This window comes from Pseudomonas sp. S3E17 (assembly GCF_024168685.1).
Lineage (GTDB): Bacteria > Pseudomonadota > Gammaproteobacteria > Pseudomonadales > Pseudomonadaceae > Aquipseudomonas > Aquipseudomonas marginalis.
This window is the reverse complement of sequence record NZ_JALJWE010000001.1, coordinates 3,306,806-3,327,392: the sequence shown is the minus strand read 5'-3', so window position 1 is coordinate 3,327,392 and position 20,587 is coordinate 3,306,806. Positions and strand designations below refer to the sequence as shown.

Annotated in this window: 20 protein-coding genes; 8 read left to right on the top strand and 12 right to left on the bottom strand. The window is 60.9% G+C overall.

All coding sequences use genetic code 11. The annotated features are described in order from the left end of the window. Positions 1 to 8 precede the first annotated feature (8 nt). A complete protein-coding gene (gene scpB / locus J3D60_RS14820; protein WP_253491851.1) occupies positions 9 to 923 on the top strand; it encodes an SMC-Scp complex subunit ScpB in 915 nt (304 codons plus the stop codon). A gap of 196 nt (positions 924 to 1,119) precedes the next feature. Further along, positions 1,120 to 2,367 (top strand): 23S rRNA pseudouridine(2605) synthase RluB, encoded by a 1,248-nt coding sequence (rluB, locus tag J3D60_RS14815; protein WP_027605574.1) that lies wholly within the window; start codon positions 1,120 to 1,122, stop codon positions 2,365 to 2,367. 191 nt (positions 2,368 to 2,558) lie between these two features. Here the strand turns inward: rluB and J3D60_RS14810 are convergent, their stop codons facing one another. Both J3D60_RS14810 and J3D60_RS14805 read right to left on the bottom strand, forming a co-directional pair. After that, complete coding sequence (locus J3D60_RS14810; RefSeq protein ID WP_065939147.1) at positions 2,559 to 3,518, bottom strand: leucyl aminopeptidase; 960 nt, start codon at positions 3,516 to 3,518, stop codon at positions 2,559 to 2,561. Positions 3,519 to 3,591: 73 nt separating this feature from the next. After that, a complete protein-coding gene (locus J3D60_RS14805) occupies positions 3,592 to 3,729 on the bottom strand; it encodes a hypothetical protein (protein WP_003175756.1) in 138 nt (45 codons plus the stop codon). A 638-nt stretch (positions 3,730 to 4,367) separates the two neighbouring features. On the opposite strand from J3D60_RS14805, the gene J3D60_RS14800 reads away from it, so the two are divergent. Further along, positions 4,368 to 5,789 (top strand): amino acid permease, encoded by a 1,422-nt coding sequence (locus J3D60_RS14800; protein WP_065939145.1) that lies wholly within the window; start codon positions 4,368 to 4,370, stop codon positions 5,787 to 5,789. 64 nt (positions 5,790 to 5,853) lie between these two features. On the opposite strand, the gene J3D60_RS14795 is transcribed toward J3D60_RS14800, so the two are convergent. After that, positions 5,854 to 6,228, bottom strand: coding sequence for a cytochrome c (locus J3D60_RS14795; RefSeq protein WP_065939144.1), 375 nt, complete (start codon positions 6,226 to 6,228; stop codon positions 5,854 to 5,856). Between the two features lie 70 nt (positions 6,229 to 6,298). Between J3D60_RS14795 and arfB the strand changes: the two genes are divergently transcribed. Then, positions 6,299 to 6,712 (top strand): alternative ribosome rescue aminoacyl-tRNA hydrolase ArfB, encoded by a 414-nt coding sequence (arfB, locus tag J3D60_RS14790; protein ID WP_253491850.1) that lies wholly within the window; start codon positions 6,299 to 6,301, stop codon positions 6,710 to 6,712. Here arfB and J3D60_RS14785 read toward each other — a convergent pair. From J3D60_RS14785 to J3D60_RS14775, 3 genes are all read right to left on the bottom strand, one after another. Further along, complete coding sequence (locus J3D60_RS14785; RefSeq protein WP_253491849.1) at positions 6,709 to 7,905, bottom strand: MFS transporter; 1,197 nt, start codon at positions 7,903 to 7,905, stop codon at positions 6,709 to 6,711. The two genes, arfB and J3D60_RS14785, sit on opposite strands and share 4 nt — an antisense overlap. Positions 7,906 to 8,009: 104 nt before the next feature. Further along, the gene (locus J3D60_RS14780) at positions 8,010 to 8,183 is read right to left on the bottom strand and encodes a hypothetical protein (protein WP_162844272.1); all 174 of its coding nucleotides are present in this window, start codon (positions 8,181 to 8,183) and stop codon (positions 8,010 to 8,012) included. Between the two features lie 367 nt (positions 8,184 to 8,550). Beyond that, the gene (locus J3D60_RS14775; RefSeq protein ID WP_027605580.1) at positions 8,551 to 8,862 is read right to left on the bottom strand and encodes a DUF962 domain-containing protein; all 312 of its coding nucleotides are present in this window, start codon (positions 8,860 to 8,862) and stop codon (positions 8,551 to 8,553) included. A 162-nt stretch (positions 8,863 to 9,024) separates the two neighbouring features. On the opposite strand from J3D60_RS14775, the gene J3D60_RS14770 reads away from it, so the two are divergent. Further along, positions 9,025 to 10,083 (top strand): AraC family transcriptional regulator, encoded by a 1,059-nt coding sequence (locus tag J3D60_RS14770; protein ID WP_065939142.1) that lies wholly within the window; start codon positions 9,025 to 9,027, stop codon positions 10,081 to 10,083. Here the strand turns inward: J3D60_RS14770 and J3D60_RS14765 are convergent. The 6 genes from J3D60_RS14765 to J3D60_RS14740 all read right to left on the bottom strand — a co-directional run bounded on the left by J3D60_RS14765 (position 10,040) and on the right by J3D60_RS14740 (position 17,544). Then, complete coding sequence (locus tag J3D60_RS14765) at positions 10,040 to 11,494, bottom strand: TrkH family potassium uptake protein (RefSeq protein ID WP_027605582.1); 1,455 nt, start codon at positions 11,492 to 11,494, stop codon at positions 10,040 to 10,042. The two genes, J3D60_RS14770 and J3D60_RS14765, sit on opposite strands and share 44 nt — an antisense overlap. A 169-nt stretch (positions 11,495 to 11,663) precedes the next feature. Further along, a complete protein-coding gene (locus J3D60_RS14760) occupies positions 11,664 to 13,007 on the bottom strand; it encodes an imelysin family protein (protein ID WP_253491848.1) in 1,344 nt (447 codons plus the stop codon). 126 nt (positions 13,008 to 13,133) lie between these two features. Further along, a complete protein-coding gene (locus tag J3D60_RS14755; RefSeq protein WP_253491847.1) occupies positions 13,134 to 15,185 on the bottom strand; it encodes a bifunctional diguanylate cyclase/phosphodiesterase in 2,052 nt (683 codons plus the stop codon). Between the two features lie 577 nt (positions 15,186 to 15,762). Further along, positions 15,763 to 16,359: a superoxide dismutase gene (locus tag J3D60_RS14750; RefSeq protein ID WP_003212997.1), complete on the bottom strand. Its 597-nt coding sequence runs from the start codon at positions 16,357 to 16,359 to the stop codon at positions 15,763 to 15,765. A gap of 178 nt (positions 16,360 to 16,537) precedes the next feature. After that, positions 16,538 to 17,137 (bottom strand): LysE/ArgO family amino acid transporter, encoded by a 600-nt coding sequence (locus tag J3D60_RS14745; RefSeq protein ID WP_027605585.1) that lies wholly within the window; start codon positions 17,135 to 17,137, stop codon positions 16,538 to 16,540. Between the two features lie 5 nt (positions 17,138 to 17,142). Continuing rightward, on the bottom strand, positions 17,143 to 17,544 hold the full coding sequence (locus J3D60_RS14740; protein WP_027605586.1) for an ACT domain-containing protein: 402 nt from the start codon (positions 17,542 to 17,544) through the stop codon (positions 17,143 to 17,145). A 99-nt stretch (positions 17,545 to 17,643) separates the two neighbouring features. On the opposite strand from J3D60_RS14740, the gene J3D60_RS14735 reads away from it, so the two are divergent. The 3 genes from J3D60_RS14735 to J3D60_RS14725 all read left to right on the top strand — a co-directional run bounded on the left by J3D60_RS14735 (position 17,644) and on the right by J3D60_RS14725 (position 20,561). Next, complete coding sequence (locus J3D60_RS14735) at positions 17,644 to 18,537, top strand: LysR family transcriptional regulator ArgP (RefSeq protein WP_253491846.1); 894 nt, start codon at positions 17,644 to 17,646, stop codon at positions 18,535 to 18,537. A 52-nt stretch (positions 18,538 to 18,589) separates the two neighbouring features. Next, positions 18,590 to 19,588 (top strand): NAD(P)-dependent oxidoreductase, encoded by a 999-nt coding sequence (locus J3D60_RS14730; protein ID WP_065939138.1) that lies wholly within the window; start codon positions 18,590 to 18,592, stop codon positions 19,586 to 19,588. Positions 19,589 to 19,715: 127 nt separating this feature from the next. Next, entirely contained in the window at positions 19,716 to 20,561 is an 846-nt protein-coding gene (locus J3D60_RS14725; protein WP_065925930.1) for an ATPase, read from the top strand. The last annotated feature ends 26 nt before the right edge of the window (positions 20,562 to 20,587 follow it).

Sequence of the window (20,587 nt, the reverse complement as noted above, 5' to 3'; positions counted from 1 at the left end):
CTGAAACGATGAATCTGACTGAACCCCGCGAACTGGCCCCGTTGCTGGAGGCCTTTCTCCTGGCCTCGGGTAAGCCGCAATCCCTGGAGCGTCTGTTCGAACTGTTTGAGGAAGCCGAGCGCCCTGAACCGCCGGTGTTCAAGAAGGCGCTGGAAATCCTGCGCAAATCCTGCGACGGCCGCGCCTTTGAACTGCGCGAGGTGGCGTCGGGTTATCGCCTGCAGATCCGTGAGAAGTTTTCCCCGTGGGTCGGCCGCCTCTGGGAAGAACGCCCGCAGCGCTATTCACGGGCGATGCTGGAGACCATGGCGCTGATCGCCTATCGCCAGCCCATCACCCGTGGCGAAATCGAGGACGTGCGGGGCGTGGCGGTCAACAGCCATATCGTCAAGACGCTGCTGGAGCGTGAGTGGATCCGCATCGTCGGCTACCGCGACGTGCCCGGCAAACCGGCGATGTTCGCCACCACCAAGGTGTTCCTCGACCATTTCAACCTGAAAAACCTCGACGACCTGCCGCCCCTGGCCGAATTGCGTGAGATGGAGGCCGAGCCGGTGCTCGACTTCGACGACGCCCCGGTCCCGGCGAGCCTGCAGGAACTGGCCGACGCCACCGCCGAGCCGGAAGAGCCCAAGGACGAAACCAGTTTCCACACGTTGTTGCTGGAACTGGACGACATGGAGCAGGGCATCAAGACCGACTTTGATGACTTGCTGCGCGATGGTGCGGCCGAGCCGGACGCCCAGGTGAGTGTGGAGGTCGACCCTGAACCTGAGGACGATATCCTCGGCGTGGCCGAAGCCCGCGAAAAACTCCTGGCCGCCGTCGCCGCCCTCGAACAACCGCCCCTGAGCGACGAAGAAGACGAAGCCCGGGCCCTGGCCGAAGCTATTGAGAACGAACGCCGCCAGTTCGAAGACTGACGCACTCGAATGTGGAGCCTGGGGCACCACCGGTCGGCGGAAAAACCAATGACCTGGCGCTTATCGACTAGTCTCTGATGCGCAATGCGCGCCATGGGCGTATGATTCGCGACCCTTTGCCGACCTATTCGGCCAAAGCCCCGCTTTCAACACTCTTCAGGCCACGCCTGAATCGACCCACCGGGAGGTGCTTAAGATGAACGACAAAGACCAGAACGACAGCCAGGAAATCGGCCCTGCAGGCGAAAAGCTGCAAAAGGTGCTGGCGCGTATCGGCGTGGGCTCGCGCCGCGACGTCGAAGCCTGGATCACCCAGAAGCGCATCAAGGTCAACGGCGTCGAGGCCACCCTCGGCCAGCGCGTCGACCTGCACGATGCAATCACCATTGATGGCAAGGTCATCAAGCGTGAAGAGGCCGCCGAATCGGTGCGCCGCGTGATCATGTACAACAAGCCCGATGGCGAGATCTGCACCCGTGACGACCCGGAAGGCCGTCCGACCGTGTTCGACAAGATGCCCAAGCCCAAAGAAGGCCGTTGGATCAACATCGGTCGTCTCGACATCAACACCACCGGCTTGCTGATGTTCACCACCGACGGTGAATTGGCCAACCGCCTGATGCACCCGTCCTACGAGATGGACCGCGAATACGCCGTGCGTGTGCGTGGTGAAGTCGATGACGAGATGATCGAACGCCTCAAGGCCGGCGTGGTGCTGGAAGACGGCCCGGCCAAGTTCACCGACATCAAGCAGGCGCCGGGCGGTGAGGGTTTCAACCACTGGTACCACTGCGTGGTGATGGAAGGCCGTAACCGTGAAGTGCGTCGCCTGTGGGAATCCCAGGGCCTGGTGGTCAGCCGCCTGAAGCGCGTGCGTTTTGGCCCGGTGTTCCTCAACTCCGACCTGCCGATGGGCCGCTGGCGCGAAATGAGCCAGTACGAAGTCGACATCCTCAGCGCCGAAGTCGGCCTGACGCCGGTCGCCATGCCGCAGATGAACGCCAAGAGCAAAGACAAGCTCGATCGTATGCAGCGTAAATCGTCGCGCCCCGTGGCCCGCACCGAACGTGTTGCACGCACCCTGCGCCCGGCGCTGGATGCACCGGCGACCGGCGGGCGTATCTCGCGTCAACCGCATATCGAAGGCGAGCGTCGCCCCACCGCGCCATCGCGCCAGGAAGGCGAACGTGCGCCACGCACCCCACGCCCAGCCGGTCGTGGTGATGCGCCAAGCGGTGGTCGCAGCAACCGTGGTGACGCCGGTCGCGGTGCTCCTGCATCCGATCACCCAGCCGACAGCGCCAACACCAAGCGCCCGGCCAAGCCCGCGCCGAAAAAGCGCCCAGGCCTGAAGCTGGTGGCGGACGAGCCATCGGGCAAGCGCCGTGGCGCACCGGCCGGTTCGGGTCAGCGTCCAGGCTTTGGTCGCAAAAAGCCGCAGTGATGTAAACGCAGCACAACAACGCCAACCCTAGGGTTGGCGTTTTTTTTGCCTTGGAATAGAGGTAAAACATGTGGGAGGGGGGCTTGCTCCCGATAGCGGTGTATCAGCTTGCCAATCCGGCGACTGACGCACCGCTATCGGGAGCAAGCCCCCTCCCACCGCTGGATCTCCATCATTTTCAAGCTCGGTGTTCAGAACGCAAAAGTGCCGTCAAACACCGGTTTGTCATCCAGCGCCAACACCCCACTGGCAAAGATCAGGTCCAGGTGATGACTGCCTTTCTGCCCGCCACCCAAGCCCAGGTGCAAGCCGCAATGGCGTTCCTCGAAACCGGCGTTGCGCGCATACAGGTCCTTCACCCCTTCATTGGTGCCAATCCCCAGCTCCTCCACCCGGCGGTTGGACGGGTTGGCATTCAGGTATTTATTGAAGTCGTCGGCCAGCCCCGGTACGTCACTGGCCACGCTGCAGATGGTCGAGTTTTCGATCCACAGTTCCAGTGGTGACTGCAGCACGCCGTACTTGCGTGCGAAGGGGATGGTGCTGAGAAAGGTGCCGACAAACCGCACCTGACCATTGATGGCTTCGCTGTGGGTGGCGATTTCGCCCGGGGCCAGGTCGTGGTTGCCGATGCCGTTGATATTGGTCCACTTCTTGATGCTGCTCATGGGCGCCTGCAGGCGTGAGCCGTGTTTGTCGGTAAAGCTCAGCACAGCGGCTTGGGACATGCGCCGGATCAGCGTGGCGTTGAGGTCGGCGATGCGCTGCGGCTCGACGCTGAAGGTGTCGTAGAAGTAGTCGCCGTAATCCTTGAACAGCAGGGATTTCTTCCAGTGTTCGGCCATCACGCCTTGCAGGGCACGGATAAAGTCCGGGCCTTCTGCGCGCGGGTTGGGCAGGGTGGAGGAATCGTAGAGGAACAGGTACAGGTCGCAGGCTTCGATGGCCTGCGCCAGGCTGTCGCTGTCGGCCAGGTCCAGACGCTGCACCTGGAAGTTGAAACGGGCGGCGCTGCTCTGGGCGATCGCCTGGGCGATGGCGTCGTAGCGCTCGGTGTGGCCCAGCAGCACAGTGGGGCAGTTCAGGGCGCTGAGGGCCGGATGGTGTGCAAGGTAGTAGAGAAAGTGTTCAACGGCGCGGGCCTTGTCCATGACGTATGTCCTTGTGTGCCTTGGGTAAGGAGGCAGGTGCCGTGCACAGCACCTGCCGAATACGTGCCGGGTGTCAGAACGGCCACATCGCCGTGCCAAATGGCACCACGGCATCGGCTTGCATCATTTCAACGGCGGCCTCGTGGGTCGGCGCTTCAAACCAATCGTCGAGCTGCAGTTCGGTTTCCAGGTCGTTTTCCAGTGCTTGCATGGTGTATCTCCTAGAGGACGTTGTTTGAGAACGGCTTGCCAGCGGGCTTCGCTGGGCAAGTGAAAGAACCTAGGTGAGAGTGTTTGGTAATGCAAAAATTTTATTGACACGGTCTCATTTGGATTTTTTCTTCTGTTTTTCCGCCGGCTTTTTTTCTTCAGGAAATACAGTGAGCTGGCGTCGCTAATGGCGATGAATTTTCCTACCGCCATTTTTTCAAAAACTTACAGCTGTAACGCCGATTTTCCATGCTGTAACGATTAATTTACGTGTGGCTCGCGGCATGATTGGCCTATTTACCGCTGTAAGGAATACCTGACAGATCGTCGCACGTGCTCCGCGGGTACGGCTTGAAGCTGTCGAGCGGTGTACAATGCGCCGCGTTTTACTGTGACCCCCTTGCGTAACCACGCAAAAGGCCAAGACCTCAGGGTTTACCCACCCTGATCACTCCGCCTGGCCACGAGCCCGGCGGGTTCGATTTCGTCACAGATAAAAACAAACAGGTGACGCATGACCATTAGAAAGACGCTGTACTCCTGGTGCCTGCGCTGGGGTTTGAGCGGCGCTGCTTGAGTCGGTAATTCAAGGCAGCAACCTGCATTCAACATCATCAAACCTTGCGTGAGACCCTTTTCATGAGTGAACCCCATTCCTCTTCAGGCGAGCTGAAACGCGGCCTGAAAAATCGGCATATCCAGTTGATCGCCCTCGGTGGCGCCATCGGCACCGGCCTGTTCCTGGGCTCGGCCGGCGTGCTCAAATCCGCCGGCCCGTCGATGATCCTGGGTTATGCCATCTGCGGCTTCATTGCCTTCATGATCATGCGCCAGCTTGGCGAAATGATCGTCGAAGAGCCGGTCGCCGGTTCCTTCAGCCACTTTGCCCACAAGTACTGGGGCGGTTTCGCCGGCTTTCTGTCGGGCTGGAACTGCTGGATCCTGTACATCCTGGTGGGCATGTCCGAGCTGACAGCCGTCGGCAAGTACGTGCACTACTGGTGGCCGGAGATCCCGACCTGGGTCTCGGCGGCGGCGTTCTTCGTGCTGATCAACCTGATCAACCTGGCCAACGTCAAAGTCTTTGGCGAAGCGGAGTTCTGGTTCGCCATCATCAAGGTGGTGGCTATCGTCGGCATGATCGCCCTGGGCAGCTACCTGCTGGTCAGCGGCAGCGGCGGCCCGCAAGCCTCGGTGAGCAACCTGTGGGAACACGGCGGCTTCTTCCCCCATGGCGTCAGCGGCTTGGTGATGGCCATGGCGATCATCATGTTCTCCTTCGGCGGCCTGGAAATGCTCGGCTTTACCGCCGCCGAAGCCGACCAGCCACGCACCGTGATCCCCAAGGCGATCAACCAGGTGATCTACCGCATCCTGATCTTCTACATCGGCGCCCTGGTGGTGTTGCTGTCGCTGACGCCTTGGGACAGCCTGCTGGCCACCCTCAACGCCTCCGGCGATGCCTACAGTGGCAGCCCGTTCGTGCAGGTGTTCTCCATGCTGGGCAGCAACACCGCCGCGCATATCCTCAACTTCGTGGTGTTGACGGCGGCGTTGTCGGTGTACAACAGCGGTACCTACTGCAACAGCCGCATGCTGCTGGGCATGGCCGAGCAGGGTGATGCGCCCAAGGTGCTGGCAAAGATCGACAAGCGCGGCGTGCCGGTGCGTTCGATCCTCGCGTCGGCGGCGGTCACGCTGGTGGCGGTGTTGATGAACTACTTCATCCCGCAACATGCTCTGGAACTGCTGATGTCCCTGGTGGTGGCCACGCTGGTGATCAACTGGGCGATGATCAGCTTCTCCCACCTCAAGTTCCGCCAGCACATGAACCGCACCGGCCAGGTGCCTTTGTTCAAGGCGTTGTGGTACCCGTACGGCAACTATGTGTGCCTGGCGTTCGTGGTGTTTATCCTGGTGATCATGCTGATGATTCCGGGGATCCAGGTGTCGGTGTACGCGATCCCGCTGTGGGTGGCGTTTATGGCGGTGTGTTATTGGATCAAGAACAAGCGCAGTGCTGAAGCGGCGTTGAGCACCGCGAGTGCGGCGTTGAAGTAAACAGGCGCCTACCTGGAAAACCCCGCATCCTGCATAGGGCGCGGGGTTTTGCATTTTGAAGCCGTCAACTTTTTGAAATCACACCGCTCATGTATTCATTCAAGTCGCGAAAATCCTTAACGTTCCAGGCATGCGGCGCGACTTTCACCCCATTCTCGCGCAGCGTTTTTGGGATCAGGTCTCCATTCGGGCGAAGTATGACCGACGACACAATCACGCCCGGATAAGCCGCCAGCCGTTTTTTGAAGGCTGGGGTTGTCAGGTCAGGTGTAGGCGGGTTGCTTTTCCTGGCCAACGGCCCCGTTGCCTTGAGGTCTGGCCCGTGGCACATGGCGCAGCGCTGTGAATAGAGGTTTTTGCCATTGGCGTTATCTGCAAAGGACAGTGACGTTTGAATGAGTGATAAGGTGCCGAGCAAAGTGATCAACAGTATTTTCATTGTCATGCGTCCTTGTTGTTGAGGTTGTTGTCCTGATTGGGCGTGTCTGTTGTCTAGGGTTTATTGAGTGATGCTGGTTATTTCCAACAACGTGCACCTGCCCGATGCCGAAATCGAGCTGACCGCCATTCGCGCCCAGGGCGCCGGCGGGCAGAACGTCAACAAGGTGTCGAGCGCGGTGCACCTGCGGTTTGATATTCCGGCGTCGTCGCTGCCGGCGTTCTACAAGGAGCGACTGCTGGCACTGCGTGACAGCCGTATCACCAGCGAAGGCGTGCTGGTGCTCAAGGCCCAGCAGTACCGGACCCAGGAACAGAACCGTGCCGACGCGCTGGAGCGCCTGGTGGAGCTGATCCTCAGTGCCACCAAGGTCGAGAAGAAGCGCCGCCCGACCAAGCCCACCCTGGGCTCGAAAACGCGTCGCCTGGAATCCAAGACCAAGCGCGGCAGCATCAAGGCCGGGCGCGGCAAGGTTGATTTCTAGGCATCGCGCGTTTCGCGGGCCTTGGGTGCTTGCCGGTACAGGTAGACACTCAGCAGCAGCCCACCGAGGGCGGCGAGGGCGGCGAACAGGAAGATCGACGCAAAACCGAAACCTGCCGCCACGGCCCCGGCCAGCGGCCCGGTAATGCCCAGCGACAGGTCGATAAACAGCGAATAGGCGCCCACCGCCGAACCACGGCTGGACGCGGGCACCAGGTTGACCGCCTCCACCCCCAGCGCCGGAAACACCAGGGAAAAGCCGAACCCACTCAACGCCGCGCCGGCCAGGGCCAGGTTGGCATCCGGCGCCAGCCACAACAGCAGCAGGCCGAGGATCTCCACCGACAGGCAGGCGATCGCCACGCGAAAGCCGCCGATACGGTTGATCAAGTTGCCGAACAGCAGGCGTGCACCGATAAAGCTGGCGCCGAACAGGCTCAATGCCCACACCGCGTTATCCCAATGCTGGGTGGTGTAATACAGGGTGATAAAGGTGGCGATGGTGCCAAAGCCGATGGAGCCCAGGGCCAGCGCGCAGCCGTGGGGCAGGACTCGGCCCAGGACGTTCATGAACGGCAGGCGCACACCGGCCACAACCGGCGCGGCCACTTTGTTCCAGGCCAGCAGCACGCCGACGACCGCCAGCAGGATAATGCTGACACCCATGCTCCACAGTCCGAAATTCCGCACCAGCAGCACACCCAACGGCGCACCGACCGCCAGCGCGCCATAACTGGCGATGCCGTTCCACGAAATGACCTTGGCGGTATTGGCCGCGCCCACCCGGCCGATGCCCCAGCCGATGGCACCTGAGCCCACCAGGCTTTCTGCGCTGCCAAGAACCAATCGACCGATGAGCAGGCTGGCCAGGCTGACGGCCGGCACGCTTGAAAACCACGCTGCAAGCAACATGAACACGCCGCTCGCGCCGCAGCCCACCAGGCCGATCAGCACCGCCCGCTTGCTGCCCAGGTTATCGATGATTTTGCCGGCATACGGGCGGCTCAGCAGCGTGGCCAGGTACTGCACGCTGATTACCAGGCCGGCGATCACCGCGCCGTAGCCCAGTTCACTGTGGACATAGCCCGGCAACACGGCCAGGGGAATGCCGATATTCAGGTAGCCGATAAAGGTGAACAACACGATGGAAACAACTTGCAGCGTGACCGCCATGGGGCGCTGGGTATCTGGCATGGGAGAGGTCCACTGTCGCAGCAGGTAAAGATAGGCTGCTAATGATACCGGGGCTTGGGCGTGCGCAGGGCGGTAAAACGCAAAAACGTCAGATCAAAAAGACGTCAGGCTTGAAGGGGGGCGAGTAACTGGGTGGTGACCAGGGCGGCCAGGGCGTTTTCCTGGGTGCCGAAGCGCTTGAGCAGCAAGGCTTGTTTGTCCGCGCTGAGGCGGTTCCACACGTCGACCATCTGCAGGGCAGTGTCGAGTACGGCGGTGTCCGGGAGGGTGTCTGTCATGGCGGGTACCTCGGGGGTGATTCAGGCAGTGTGGAAAGCGTTCAAAGGTACGCTTTCCACACGGTCTGGTACGGCGTCAGTCCTGGCTCTTGCTGTCGACTGGTTTTGCTTCTTTGGCCTCAGGCTGCTTTGCGCTGGCCTGCTGCGGTGTTGGCTGCTCAGTTTCGTGCAGGCTTGGGAAGGGGAGATTAGGTATCTCGTGCATCGTCGTCGCTCCTCGCAAAGTCTGTTTTTTCAATCGCAGGTGATTCCGCGCTCTCAAAAAGCCTTGGCAGGATACAGCACTGTAAATGACAAAAAGACTTTTATATCGCCGGGTGTACGAACCTTTTATCGTTTTTACGCAAGTGACAAGAGGTCACATCGCTCAGAACGGCACCTTACCGAGGATCATGTCGCGGTACATCACAAAATCCCCGAGCAAGCTGTAGAACGGGTGCTGGAAGGTCGCCGGACGGTTCTTTTCGAAGAAGAAGTGCCCGATCCAGGCAAAACTGTAACCGGCAATCGGCACGGCCAATAACAGCCCCAGTGAGCCTCGGCCGATGGCGTAGGCCAGTATGCCGATCACCAGGGTAGTGCCGATAAAGTGCAGGCGCCGGCAGGTGCTGTTGCCGTGCTCAGTCAGGTAATAGGGGTAAAACTCGGCAAAGCTATTGAATCGCTTGAGGTTTTCCACTGTGGCCGGCCCTTTGATTGTTGTGCCGCCCAACAGATGTTCGGCGGGGAGCTTATTTGAGTCTAGAGTGATCAGTGGTAACAGCCAGTGACAATAGATGCCACTTTAGTATCCTTGGCTTTCCTGGCTGCCGTTTTGAGCCTGCTTTATTAAGAAGACGCCATGAGCGAACGAACAACTTCTGCAAGCTGGGCGATGGGGATAGTCAAGGCACTGGAAATGGACGGCCTGGATTGCCGCGCCTTGTTCAAGCAACTGGGCCTGGACTACGCCGCCCTGAGTGACCCCGATGCACGGTTCCCGCAAGACTCCATGACCCGCCTGTGGCAGCGCGCGGTCGAGCTGTCGGGCAACCCGGCGATTGGCCTGAACATGGGCAAGGTGGTGCGCCCGGCGTCGTTTCATGTGGCCGGTTACGCCTTGATGTCCAGTAACACCCTGGCCGAAGGCTTTATGCGTCTGGTGCGTTACCAGCGGATCATCGCCGAAAGCGCCGACTTGAGTTTTCGACTATTACCTGAAGGCTATGCACTGATTCTGACGGTGCATGGCGATCATCTTCCGCCGACCCGACAAAGCGCCGAAGCCTCCCTGGCCTGTGCGTTGGCGCTGTGCGGCTGGCTCACCGGGCGGACCCTGCAACCCCGCAAAGTGCTGTTGCAGGGCAATCAACCGGAAGACCTGGCCCCTTATAAACAAGCGTTCCATGCCCCGCTGGAGTTCGATGCGCCGTATGACGCGCTGATCTTTGAGCGCGCCGACATGGACGCGCCGCTGCCCACGGCCAACGAGGCCATGGCGCTGTTGCACGATCGATTTGCCGGTGAGTACCTGGCGCGGTTCTCCGAAAGCCGTGTGACCCACAAGGCGCGGCAGGTGCTGTGCCGACTGCTGCCCCAGGGCGAACCCAAGCGCGAAGTGGTGGCCCAGACCCTGCACCTGTCCCAGCGCACCTTGCAGCGGCGCTTGCAGGAAGAGGGCACGAGTTTCCAGACCCTGCTCGACGACACCCGCCGCGAACTGGCCGAGCAGTACCTGGCGCAGCCGAGCATGACCCTGTTGGAGATTGCCTACCTGCTGGGCTTTGCCGACCCGAGCAACTTCTTTCGCGCGTTTCGCCGCTGGTTCGATGCAACACCCGGCGAATACCGGGCGCGGCTGCAGGATGCGTCGACGGTCAGTGACGCCAGAATGCAGGAATGCACAGAACAAAGACTGTGATGATTTCCAGCCGGCCCAGCAGCATGCCCAGGGACAGGATCCACTTGGCCGCATCCGGCAGGCTGGCGAAGTTGCCGGCGGGGCCAATGGTTTCCCCCAGGCCCGGGCCGACGCCGGACACGGTGCTGGCGGCGCCGGTGAGTGCGGTCATCCAGTCCAGGCCCAGCAGCGACAAGGCCAGGGCGATGGCGCAGATGGTGATAGCGAAGAAAAACGAAAAGGTCAGGATCGAACGCACGATCTCTTCGTCGAGGCGGTGGCCGTTGTACTTCTGCTTGATCACCGCGCGCGGGTGAATCAGTTGGTTCAAGTTGGCCTTGAGCAGGATATAGGCGACCTGGAAGCGGAAAATCTTGATCCCGCCCGCCGTGGAGCCGGAACAGCCACCGATGAAGCCCAGGTAGAAAAACAGCATCAGTGAGAAATTGCCCCACAGGCTGTAGTCCCCCAGTGCAAAACCGGTGGTGGTTACTACCGATGTGACGTTCAACGCCACATGGCGCAGGGCATCCAGCCAATGCAGGTTGGTGGTCCACCAGTACCAGGTGCCGAGCACCAGCCAGGTCACCAGCAACAAACCGAGCAAGCCCTGTACTTGCTGATCCTTGATCAATGCCTTGCGATTACCCCGCAAGGTGGCCACGTACAAGGTGAACGGCAAGCTGCCGAGGATCATCACCACCACCGCCACCCAGTGCACCGCCGGTTGTTTCCAGTGCGCCAGGGATTCGTCGGAGGTGGAAAACCCACCGGTGGAAATCGCCGACATCGCATGGTTGATCGCATCGAACAGGCCCATGCCGGCCCACCAGAACGCCAGGCTGCCGAGGATGGTGATGCCGACGTAGGCCGCCACGATCAGCCGCGCCACCATGTGCGAGCGGGGCATGACCTTCTCCGAGCGGTCCGAGGATTCGGTCTGGAACAGGCGCATGCCACCGATACGCAGCAGCGGCAGGATCGCCACCGCCATGCCGATAAAGCCGATGCCGCCGAGCCAGTGCAGCAGCGAGCGCCACATCAGAATGCCGGGTGACAGGGTGTCCAGGCCGCTCAGCACCGTAGAGCCGGTAGCGGTGATACCGGACATGCTTTCGAAAAACGAGTCGGTGTAGCTGATGTGCTGGGTCAGCAGGAACGGCAGCGCGGCGAACACGCATACCACCACCCAACTGCTGACCGTGAGCAGGTACATGTCTCGCGGACGCAGGTGCACGTGTTCGGGACGACCGGGAATCACCAGGGCAAGCCCGGCGACAAAAGTGATCAGGCTGGCCCAGAGGAACGAGGGCAGGTCGCTGGTCCGTTCGAAAATCACCAGGGTGGCCATGGGCACGACCATGGCGATCGCAAGGGTGATCAGGAAGATGCCGATGATGAAACCGATGATGCGTAGGGTCGGCAACGCCATGAAGTGAGCTCGAAATAGGGCAGAGGCGCCATTCTACCTGGGGTGCCGGGCATGTAAACCGGGCCTTGAAAGCGACGCAAATCAAATGTGGGAGGGAGTGGTGGTACTACTGTGAAAGGCAGGTAAAAAAAAGGCGACCCGAAGGCCGCCTCATTCAACACCGCACTGATCAGAATTCGTGATCAGCGTTATCCGGGTTCAGGTCGCTGATGCCCAGCTTGCCTGCCGCGGCCTCGATCGAACCGGTCTGCTTGACCAGGGCGGCGATGGCGTCACGCACGATCTGGTTGCCCGCGTCGTTACCGGCCGCGATCAACTGGTCGTAGTGTTCACCCTTGTTGGCATGATCAACCATGACCTGGATTTTCGCTTCGGTCGCCGCCAAGTCCGCTTTCAGCGCGGTATCGGCAGCCGGGTCGGCCTTGGCCACCAGGGACGACAGGCTGGCGCCGGTCAGTTTGGTGCCGTCGACGCGGGTGTACTCGCCCAGGTAGACGTTGCGGATGCCCTTGGCGTCGTAGAAGTGCGAGTAGTGGGTGTTGTCGCTGAAGCAGTCCTGTTCGTCTTCCGGCGAGTTGGCTTCCAGGGAAACCTTCATGCGTTCACCGGCCAGTTCGCCCAGGGACAGGCTGCCCATGCCGAACAACATTTTGCGCAGGCCGTCGGTGGCAGGTTCTGCCTCCAGGGTGGCGCGGTAGTTGTCTTCGACGTTGGGTTTCCAGTTGCCGACCATTTCCTGCAGGTCGCTGACCAGCAGTTGGGTCACGGCGGTCAGGTAGGCGCGGCGGCGCTCGTTGTGGCCGCCGGTTGCGCCGTCGCCGGTCAGGTAGTCCGACGCAGGGCGGTTGCCGGCGCCTGGGCCGGTTCCATTCAGGTCCTGGCCCCAGAGCAGGAATTCGATGGCGTGGTAGCCGGTGGCGACGTTGGCTTCGGAACCGCCCAGCTCATTGAGGCTGGCGAGTTTTTCCGGGGTGATGTCCTTCACGTCGACCTTATCTTCGCCGACCTGGATCTCGGTGTTGGCGATGATGTTGGCGGTAGCGCCCGGGTTACCCAGGGCGTGCTCGTAGGATTTGTCGACGTAGTCGATCAGGCCTTCGTCCAGGGGCCAGGCATTCACCTGACCTTCCCAGTCGTCGATGATGGTGTTGCCGAAGCGGAACACTTCGCTCTGCAGGTACGGAACGCGGGCGGCAACCCAGGCGGCGCGGGCGGCTTTCAGGGTTTCGTCGTTCGGCTTGGCGAGGAAGGCGTCAATTGCGGTTTGCAGGGTTTTTGCCGTGGACTCGGCATCGCTGTACACCGCGAAGACCATGTCGGCGTAATGCGCAACCACGGCCTTGGCGGCCGCTTCGTCGACCTGGCCGGCAGGGGTGGCAGCCGCTGGAGCGGTGGTGCTGGCAGCCGGGGTCGGCGCCTGGTTTGCTGCGGGCTTGTCTTTACCTTCGCCGCAACCGGCGAGAGAAATGGCAATGGCCAGCAGACTGGCGGTGGCCAGGGGCATACGAATCATGGCGAACATCCTGCTTCGGTTGTTGATGGGCGCGCGGGGGTCGCGCAAAACTGCGACATAATGCGAAAGATTTGCATTTTGTGTAAAGGGTTATACGCGGGAAATATTCAGTATCGTTTTGCCCGGTCAGAGAATGGCCGCGCCATTGCGCTCGGCCTGCTTCAAAAAAGCCGCCAACTCCCGGGCCGGCAGGGGTTTGCTGTAGTAGTAACCCTGACCTTCATGGCAACCCTCGGAGATGATGTAGGCCTCCTGCTCCGCGGTTTCCACGCCCTCCGCGATGACCTGCATGCCCAGGCTTTTGCCCAGTTGGATAATGGCGCGAACGATGGTGGCATCGTCATCGTCGTCCAGCAGGTCCTGGACGAAGCTTTTGTCGATCTTGATCTTGTCCAAGGGCAGGCTTTTCAAATAGCTCAAGGAGGAATAGCCGGTGCCGAAGTCATCAATCGCGATCAATGCCCCGGAGCGGCGCAGGCTCAACAGGTGTTGGGCGGCGGTGCTGATGTCTTCCATCAGGCCGGTCTCGGTGACTTCCAGTTCCAGGCTGCGCGGCGGCAGGCGGTAGATCTGCATAAGGTTGTTGACCACCCGTGGCAGCTCGGTGTGGTGCAACTGCACGGTGGACAGGTTGACCGCCATGCGCAGTTCGGTGAAGCCCAGGTCATGCCATTCGCGCAATTGTCCACAAGCCTGGTCCAGTACCCATTCGCCAATCGGAATAATCGTGCCGTTCTGTTCTGCCAGCGGGATGAACAGGTCCGGCGGCACCAGCCCGTGTTCCGGGTGCTGCCAGCGGATCAGGGCTTCCACGCCTACCACACGCTGGTCGCGATAGCTGATCTGCGGCTGGTAGACCAGGTGGAACTGGTCGCGGCTGAGGGCGTCGCGCAGGTCTTTTTCCAGCTCGCGGCGGCGGCGCATTTCGCTGTCGACGCTGGCGATATAGAACTGATAGCGGTTGCGAGAGCGGCTCTTGGCCAGGGTCATGGTCTGTTCGGCTTTTTGCAGCAGCTTCTCGGTGCTGTCGCCATCTTCGGGAAACAAGGTGATGCCGATGGTGGCGCGCAGGCGAATTTCCTCGTGGTCGAGGGCGAACTCCGCCTCCAGGTCGTCGAGGATGCTTTGCGCCAGTTCGGCCGCTTCGTAGGGCTGGTCGATATCGGCCTGTACCAGCGCGAACTGGTCGCCCCCCAGGCGGGCGAGGGCGCCGAGGCGACCGCTGTGGGCGCGCAGACGGTCGGCCAGGGCCAGCAGCAATTTGTCGCCGGCCTGGTAGGTGAACTGCTCGTTGACGCTTTTGAAGTCATCCAGTCCCACGCACAGCACTGCTACGCGGCGCTGGCGGCGGCCGGCGTCGATGAGGATCTTGTCCAATTGCTCCTGCAGTTTCTGGCGGTTGGGCAGGCCGGTGAGAAAATCGTACTGGGCCATGCGCAGCAGGCTGGATTCCGCCTCATGGCGCAGGTGGGTGTTGCGCTCGATGGATTCGAGCAACTGGTTGGCGGTGTTGATCCACAACCCCAATTCGTTGCGCTCGTGGCCCTTGAGTTGCGGGATCTTGTGCTCGCTGGGGCGGTCCGGGTTGATCGATGTCAGGTGTTCGATAATCCGCGACAGCGGCTTGGTCAGCAGCCAGTGGTACACCAGGTACAACACCAGGCCCATGGCCAAGGCGCGTAACACGCCGGAAATGAAGATGATCACCGAACTGACAATAAAGCCCTGGCCGTAAGTAGCGGTGTCGAGGGTAATGCTCAGGTCGCCGTAATACTCGCTGTAGGGACCTTTGCCGACCAAGGCCGTGGTAAAGGTGCGTTCCCGGCCCAGAATCAGGTCGGTGAGCCAACGGCTGGAGGAGTGCTGCAAGGCGCGGCTTTTTTCTGCCAGCATGGTTTCGTTGGGATGGCCGATGGAGGCCATGCGCACCGCCTCGTCCTGGAACAGCCCCTCTATCACCTGCATGCCCATCTCGCGGTCCAGGCTATAGACGGCCTGGGTCGAGGGGTCGCGAAACATGTCGAGGATGCGCTGGGCATCACCGGCCACGGCCTGGCGCGTCTTGTAGGCATCGAAAACGATCTGCGCCACGCTCAGCGTCACGCCCACGATCAACGCCGACAGCAGCACGACCCGTAGCAACTTCACCGACAAGCTGTTTTTGAGTTCCAGCTTCAAAGGGGCATTCCTTGTCTCATGCGGGTGGCCTTCAATATGCCATGAGTATTGGCAATCTGGTGATGCCAGTCAAAGGGACATTGCGGCTTACGGTACTTTGGGGCGCTGGGTGAGCCTGGGGCGGGTGGTGTTGGCGGGCGCGGGGTGAAATGGAGAGGGGGTTCAATCAGGCGAGCGATGGCGGTGAAGAAGCTGCGGTTTTCGCTTCCCTGGAAGCCCTGGGAAGCGAACGCTGCGGCTTTTACCCGGCTGGTACCTGGTTTGGATTATCTTTCTGCGCGTTTGCCATGGATTGAGCCAGCGACGAGCCTGTGTCGATTGCCATTCTTAAGGTTTTAAGCCCGAAGTCTATCGCCATCGGGGCGGCGGCTGAGATTATTGGGGCTGCTGCTGCTGCTGCGCCTGCGATTGCCATAATTAAACTCTCCTACATCAATTAAGAGGGACATTCCTCCTGCCGCCTGGGTGGTCATTTCTTATCGTTGAGTTCCATGGGTCTTTGCATGCCCTTGCGGTTAAACCGCGCCCATAAAAAAGCCCGGCACATTCGCCGGGCTCTTTCTACTGCAAGCGTCGCTTAGGCAGTGAAGGTCTTGCCTTCGAACTGCTCAGCCACGAACTTCCAGTTGACCAGGTTCCAGAACGCTTCCACATACTTTGGACGCACGTTGCGGTAGTCGATGTAGTAGGCGTGTTCCCACACGTCGCAGGTCAGCAGCGGGGTGTCGCCGCTGGTCAGCGGGTTGCCGGCGCCGATGGTGCTGGCCAGGGCCAGGGAACCGTCAGCCTTTTTCACCAGCCAGCCCCAACCGGAACCGAAGGTGCCGACGGACGTCTTGGTGAATTCTTCCTTGAACTTGTCGAACGAACCGAACGCGGCGTTGATGGCTTCAGCCAGCGCGCCGGTAGGTTGGCCGCCGGCGTTGGGTGCCAGGCAGTTCCAGTAGAAGGTGTGGTTCCAGACCTGAGCGGCGTTGTTGAAGATGCCGCCCGAAGAAGACTTGACGATTTCTTCCAGGGTCTTGCCTTCGAACTCGGTGCCTGGCACCAGGTTGTTCAGGTTCACGACATAGGTGTTGTGGTGCTTGTCGTGGTGGTATTCCAAGGTTTCCTTGGAGATGTGCGGCTGCAGGGCATCGTGTGCGTAGGGCAGCGGCGGCAATTCGAAAGCCATGATGATTCTCCTAATCAGGTCAGTTGCGGTGAGCGCAAGGCCGATCACGGGCGGCCAAACAAGCGCCGGGGAGTTTGTACTCTTTGCGGCGCAGGGTCCGGATCATAGCACCGGGGGTGCGGCAAAACCACGCAACAACTGTGTGGGATAGAGGTTCCAGAGCGTTTTGGAATATTCATCAGGCGCTGATCAATTGATAGGCCACGCTGAACATCATTACCGCTACCAACAGGTCCAACAGGCGCCATGTCGCCGGGCGTGCCAGCCACGGCGCCAACCAGGCCGCGCCGAGCGCCAGGGTGGCGAACCACAGCAACGATGCACTCGCGGCCCCGGCCACGTAGGCGCCGGGTTCGGTTTGTTGCGCGCCCAGCGAGCCGATCAGCAGCACCGTGTCCAGATACACATGAGGATTGAGCAACGTGACCGCCAGGGCACTGAGCAATACGGCGCGCAATGAGCGGACCTTGAGGTCGCCCCCTTGCTCCAGGCCCTGTGTCGAAAACGCCCGGCGCAGCGCCAGGGTGCCGTACCACAGCAGGAACGCGGCGCCGCCCCAGCGGGCAATTGCCAGCAGCAGCGGGTTTTGTGCCAGTACCGTCGCCAGGCCGAATACCCCGGCTGCCACGAGCAAGGCGTCGCACACCACGCACAATGCCGCTACCGGCAGGTGATGTTCACGGCGCAGGCTTTGCGCCAATACAAATGCGTTTTGCGTGCCGATGGCCATGATCAACCCCAGGGCCACCAATAATCCGTTCAGATAGCTTTGCCACATAACCATTACTCCGAAGTCGCTGCCAGTTGCCGCAATACGTCCATGGCTCGCTCGGCATCCGCGCGGCCGACGAACAGGTGGTCGTGGTAGTAGCCGGCGATCACGTTGCAGCTGATGCCGGCTTTGCCGAGTGCGCTGGCGAAGGCGGCCGTCAGGCCCACGGCTTGCAGCGCTGAATGCACATTCAGGGTGATCCACGCGGCGATGTAGTCGAATGCCAGCCCTGCCTGTTCCGCCTGCCGGCGCTCCAGAATCAGGGTCAGGCCTTCCTGTTCGCGAAAGCTGCCGATGGCCTCGCAACCGGCCGGTATACGATGGTCAGGCAGGGTGCAGAACACGTAGTCACCGTCATTGAGCTGCGGGCTCATACTGCGCAGTAGGGTTGCCAGGGCGGTTTCGCCAGCCATGGTGAAGGTCCTTATAAAGAGAGAAGCGATGCTGGCTATTCTCATGGCCCAGGCTGTATAAGAAAAACCAATATTGCTGATCGCTCATTAGAGAAACTGATGTTCGACTATAAATTGCTTTCTGCCCTGGCGGCGGTGGTGGAACAGGCCGGCTTCGAGCGCGGTGCCCAGGTATTGGGGCTGTCGCAATCGGCGATTTCCCAGCGCATCAAGTTATTGGAAGCACGCATCGGCCAGCCGGTGCTGGTGCGGGTTACGCCGCCGACGCCCACCGATATCGGTCGACGTTTGCTTAACCATGTGCAGCAGGTGCGGCTGCTGGAGCGCGACCTGCAAAGCCAGGTGCCGGCGCTGGACGAAGAAGGCATGCCTGAGCGCCTGCGCATCGCCCTGAATGCCGACAGCCTGGCCACTTGGTGGGCCGAGGCGGTGAGCGATTTTTGTGCCGAGCAGCATTTGCTGCTGGATCTGGTCGTAGAAGACCAGACGGTGGGGCTCAAGCGCATGCGTGCCGGCGAGGTAGCGGCCTGCATTTGCGCCAGTGAACGCCCGGTGGCCGGTGCCCGCAGCCTGTTGCTCGGCGCCATGCGTTATCGGGCGTTGGCCAGCCCGGCATTTGTTGCACGGCATTTCCCCGAAGGTGTACGTGCCGACCAACTGGCGCGCACACCGGCGCTGGTGTTTGGCCCGGATGATTTCCTGCAGCATCGCTATTTGGCGTCTCTGGGCGTGGACGGTGGTTTCGAACACCATTTATGCCCATCGTCCGAAGGCTTTCTCCGCCTGGCGGAAGCCGGGCTCGGCTGGGGGCTGGTGCCTGAACTGCAGGTGCGCGACCAGCTGGAAAAAGGCGTGTTGGTCGAGTTGATGCCAGATAAGCCCATCGATGTGCCGTTGTACTGGCATCATTGGCGCAGCGGCGGGCAGCTGTTGAGCCTGTTGACCGACCACCTGGCCCAAGCCTGTGGACAATGGTTGGTGCCGTTGGACTGATGGCGGTCGTCAAGGCAACAGCGATGAAAAATGAAAGAACACGGGGTAATACATGAAGATTCTGGTCACCGGCGCAAGCGGCTTCATCGGCGGGCGCTTTGCGCGTTTCGCCCTGGAGCAGGGCCTGGACGTGCGGGTCAACGGGCGGCGCGCCGAGGGTGTGGAGCACCTGGTTCGGCGCGGTGCCGAGTTTATCCAGGGTGACTTGAGTGACGCCGACCTGGTGCGCGACCTGTGCCGCGATGTCGAAGCCGTGGTGCATTGTGCAGGCGCCGTGGGCTTGTGGGGGAAGTACCAGGACTTCCATCAGGGCAACGTGCTGGTGACTGAAAACGTCGTGGAAGCCTGCCTCAAGCAACGCGTGGGCCGTCTGGTGCACCTGTCGTCGCCGTCGATCTACTTCGACGGGCGCGATCACCTCGGGTTGACCGAAGAGCAAGTCCCCAAGCGCTTCAAGCATCCCTATGCGGCCACGAAGTACCTGGCCGAACAGAAAGTGTTCGGCGCCCAGGAGTTCGGCCTCGAGGTGCTGGCCCTGCGTCCGCGGTTCGTCACCGGTGCCGGTGACATGAGTATTTTCCCGCGCCTGTTGAAGATGCAGCGCAAGAACCGCCTGGCTATCGTCGGCGATGGTCTCAACAAGGTCGACTTCACCAGTGTGCACAACCTCAACGAAGCGCTGCTCAGCAGTTTGCTGGCCACCGGTTCGGCCCTGGGCAAGGCCTACAACATCAGCAACGGCACGCCGGTGCCGGTGTGGGATGTGGTCAATTACGTGATGCGCCAAATGGAGATGCCCCAGGTGACCCGTTATCGCTCCTACGGCTTGTCCTACAGCGTGGCGGCGCTTAACGAAGCCTTTTGCGCAATGTGGCCCGGTCGTCCGGAGCCGGCGTTATCGCGCCTGGGCATGCAGGTAATGAACAAAGATTTCACCCTCGACATCAGCCGGGCCAGGCATTATCTGGATTACGAGCCCAAGGTCAGCCTGTGGACCGCCCTCGACGAATTCTGCAGTTGGTGGAAGGCCCAGGATCCCGGGTTCAAATAAGGTCACAACAGGCAACACATCGGGAACCGAATTCCAGGTTCCGGGTCGATCAACGCGACGGAGTTGGGGTTTATACTCCCGTCGCTCGGCTTTCCAGCCAGCTAACTCACCGATTCAGGGTTGATTCATGCGTAACGATGCCAAAGACGATTTCGACAACATTCCCAGCCTGCGGGCCGATCTTGGGGATGACGATGATTTCGAACCTTCCCCGGCCACCTCGGTGCGTTCGCGCAACACGCCCGTGGTCAAGGTCAAGGGCGCCAGCACCGGCCCGCTGTGGGCATTGATCGGCGCGCTGTTGATCGCCTTCGCCGGCCTGGCCTGGTGGAGCTTCCAGCAGATTTCCCTGATGGGCCAGCAGTTGGTAGCCACCCAGGAAAGCTTTGCGCGCATCAGCGAAGAAGCGGCAGGGCGCCTGCAGGACATTTCCGGCAAGGTCGTAGCCAGTGAAGCCAATGTGAACAACGGCAGCGAAGCACTGAAACTGCAGATCAAACAGCTGGAAACCCAGTTGCTGGAGCAGGGCAAGCAGCAACTCGGCGTTGCCGGCCAGGCCACCGAGCTGGACAAGCGCCTGGCGCAAATGACTGCCAGCACCACTGAGCTGTCGAGCGCCAATGCCAAGCTGCAGGGCCAGGTGCAAGCCTTGACCGATGCAGTGGCCACCCTGAAGGCTGCGCAGGGCGATGCCGGCAAGCGCGATACCGAGATAAAGGAGTTGGTCGCTGATGTGGCTGCCTTGAAAAAACAAGGCAATCCGAGCGCAGCCATCGCCCGTCTCGAGCAGGATCTCGTGGTACTCAAAAGCGCCCAGGACAGCCAGCCGGCCAACAGCGATGCGCCGACCAACAAGGAGTTCGACGTGTTCCGCATCCAGACCACCCGCAATATCACCACCTTGCAGAGCCAGGTGCAGAACCTGAATCAACGCCTGAATGCGCCGGCGGCTGTCACGCCGCTCGGCCAGTAATATCGGGCCTGTGGCAAGCTTGCTCG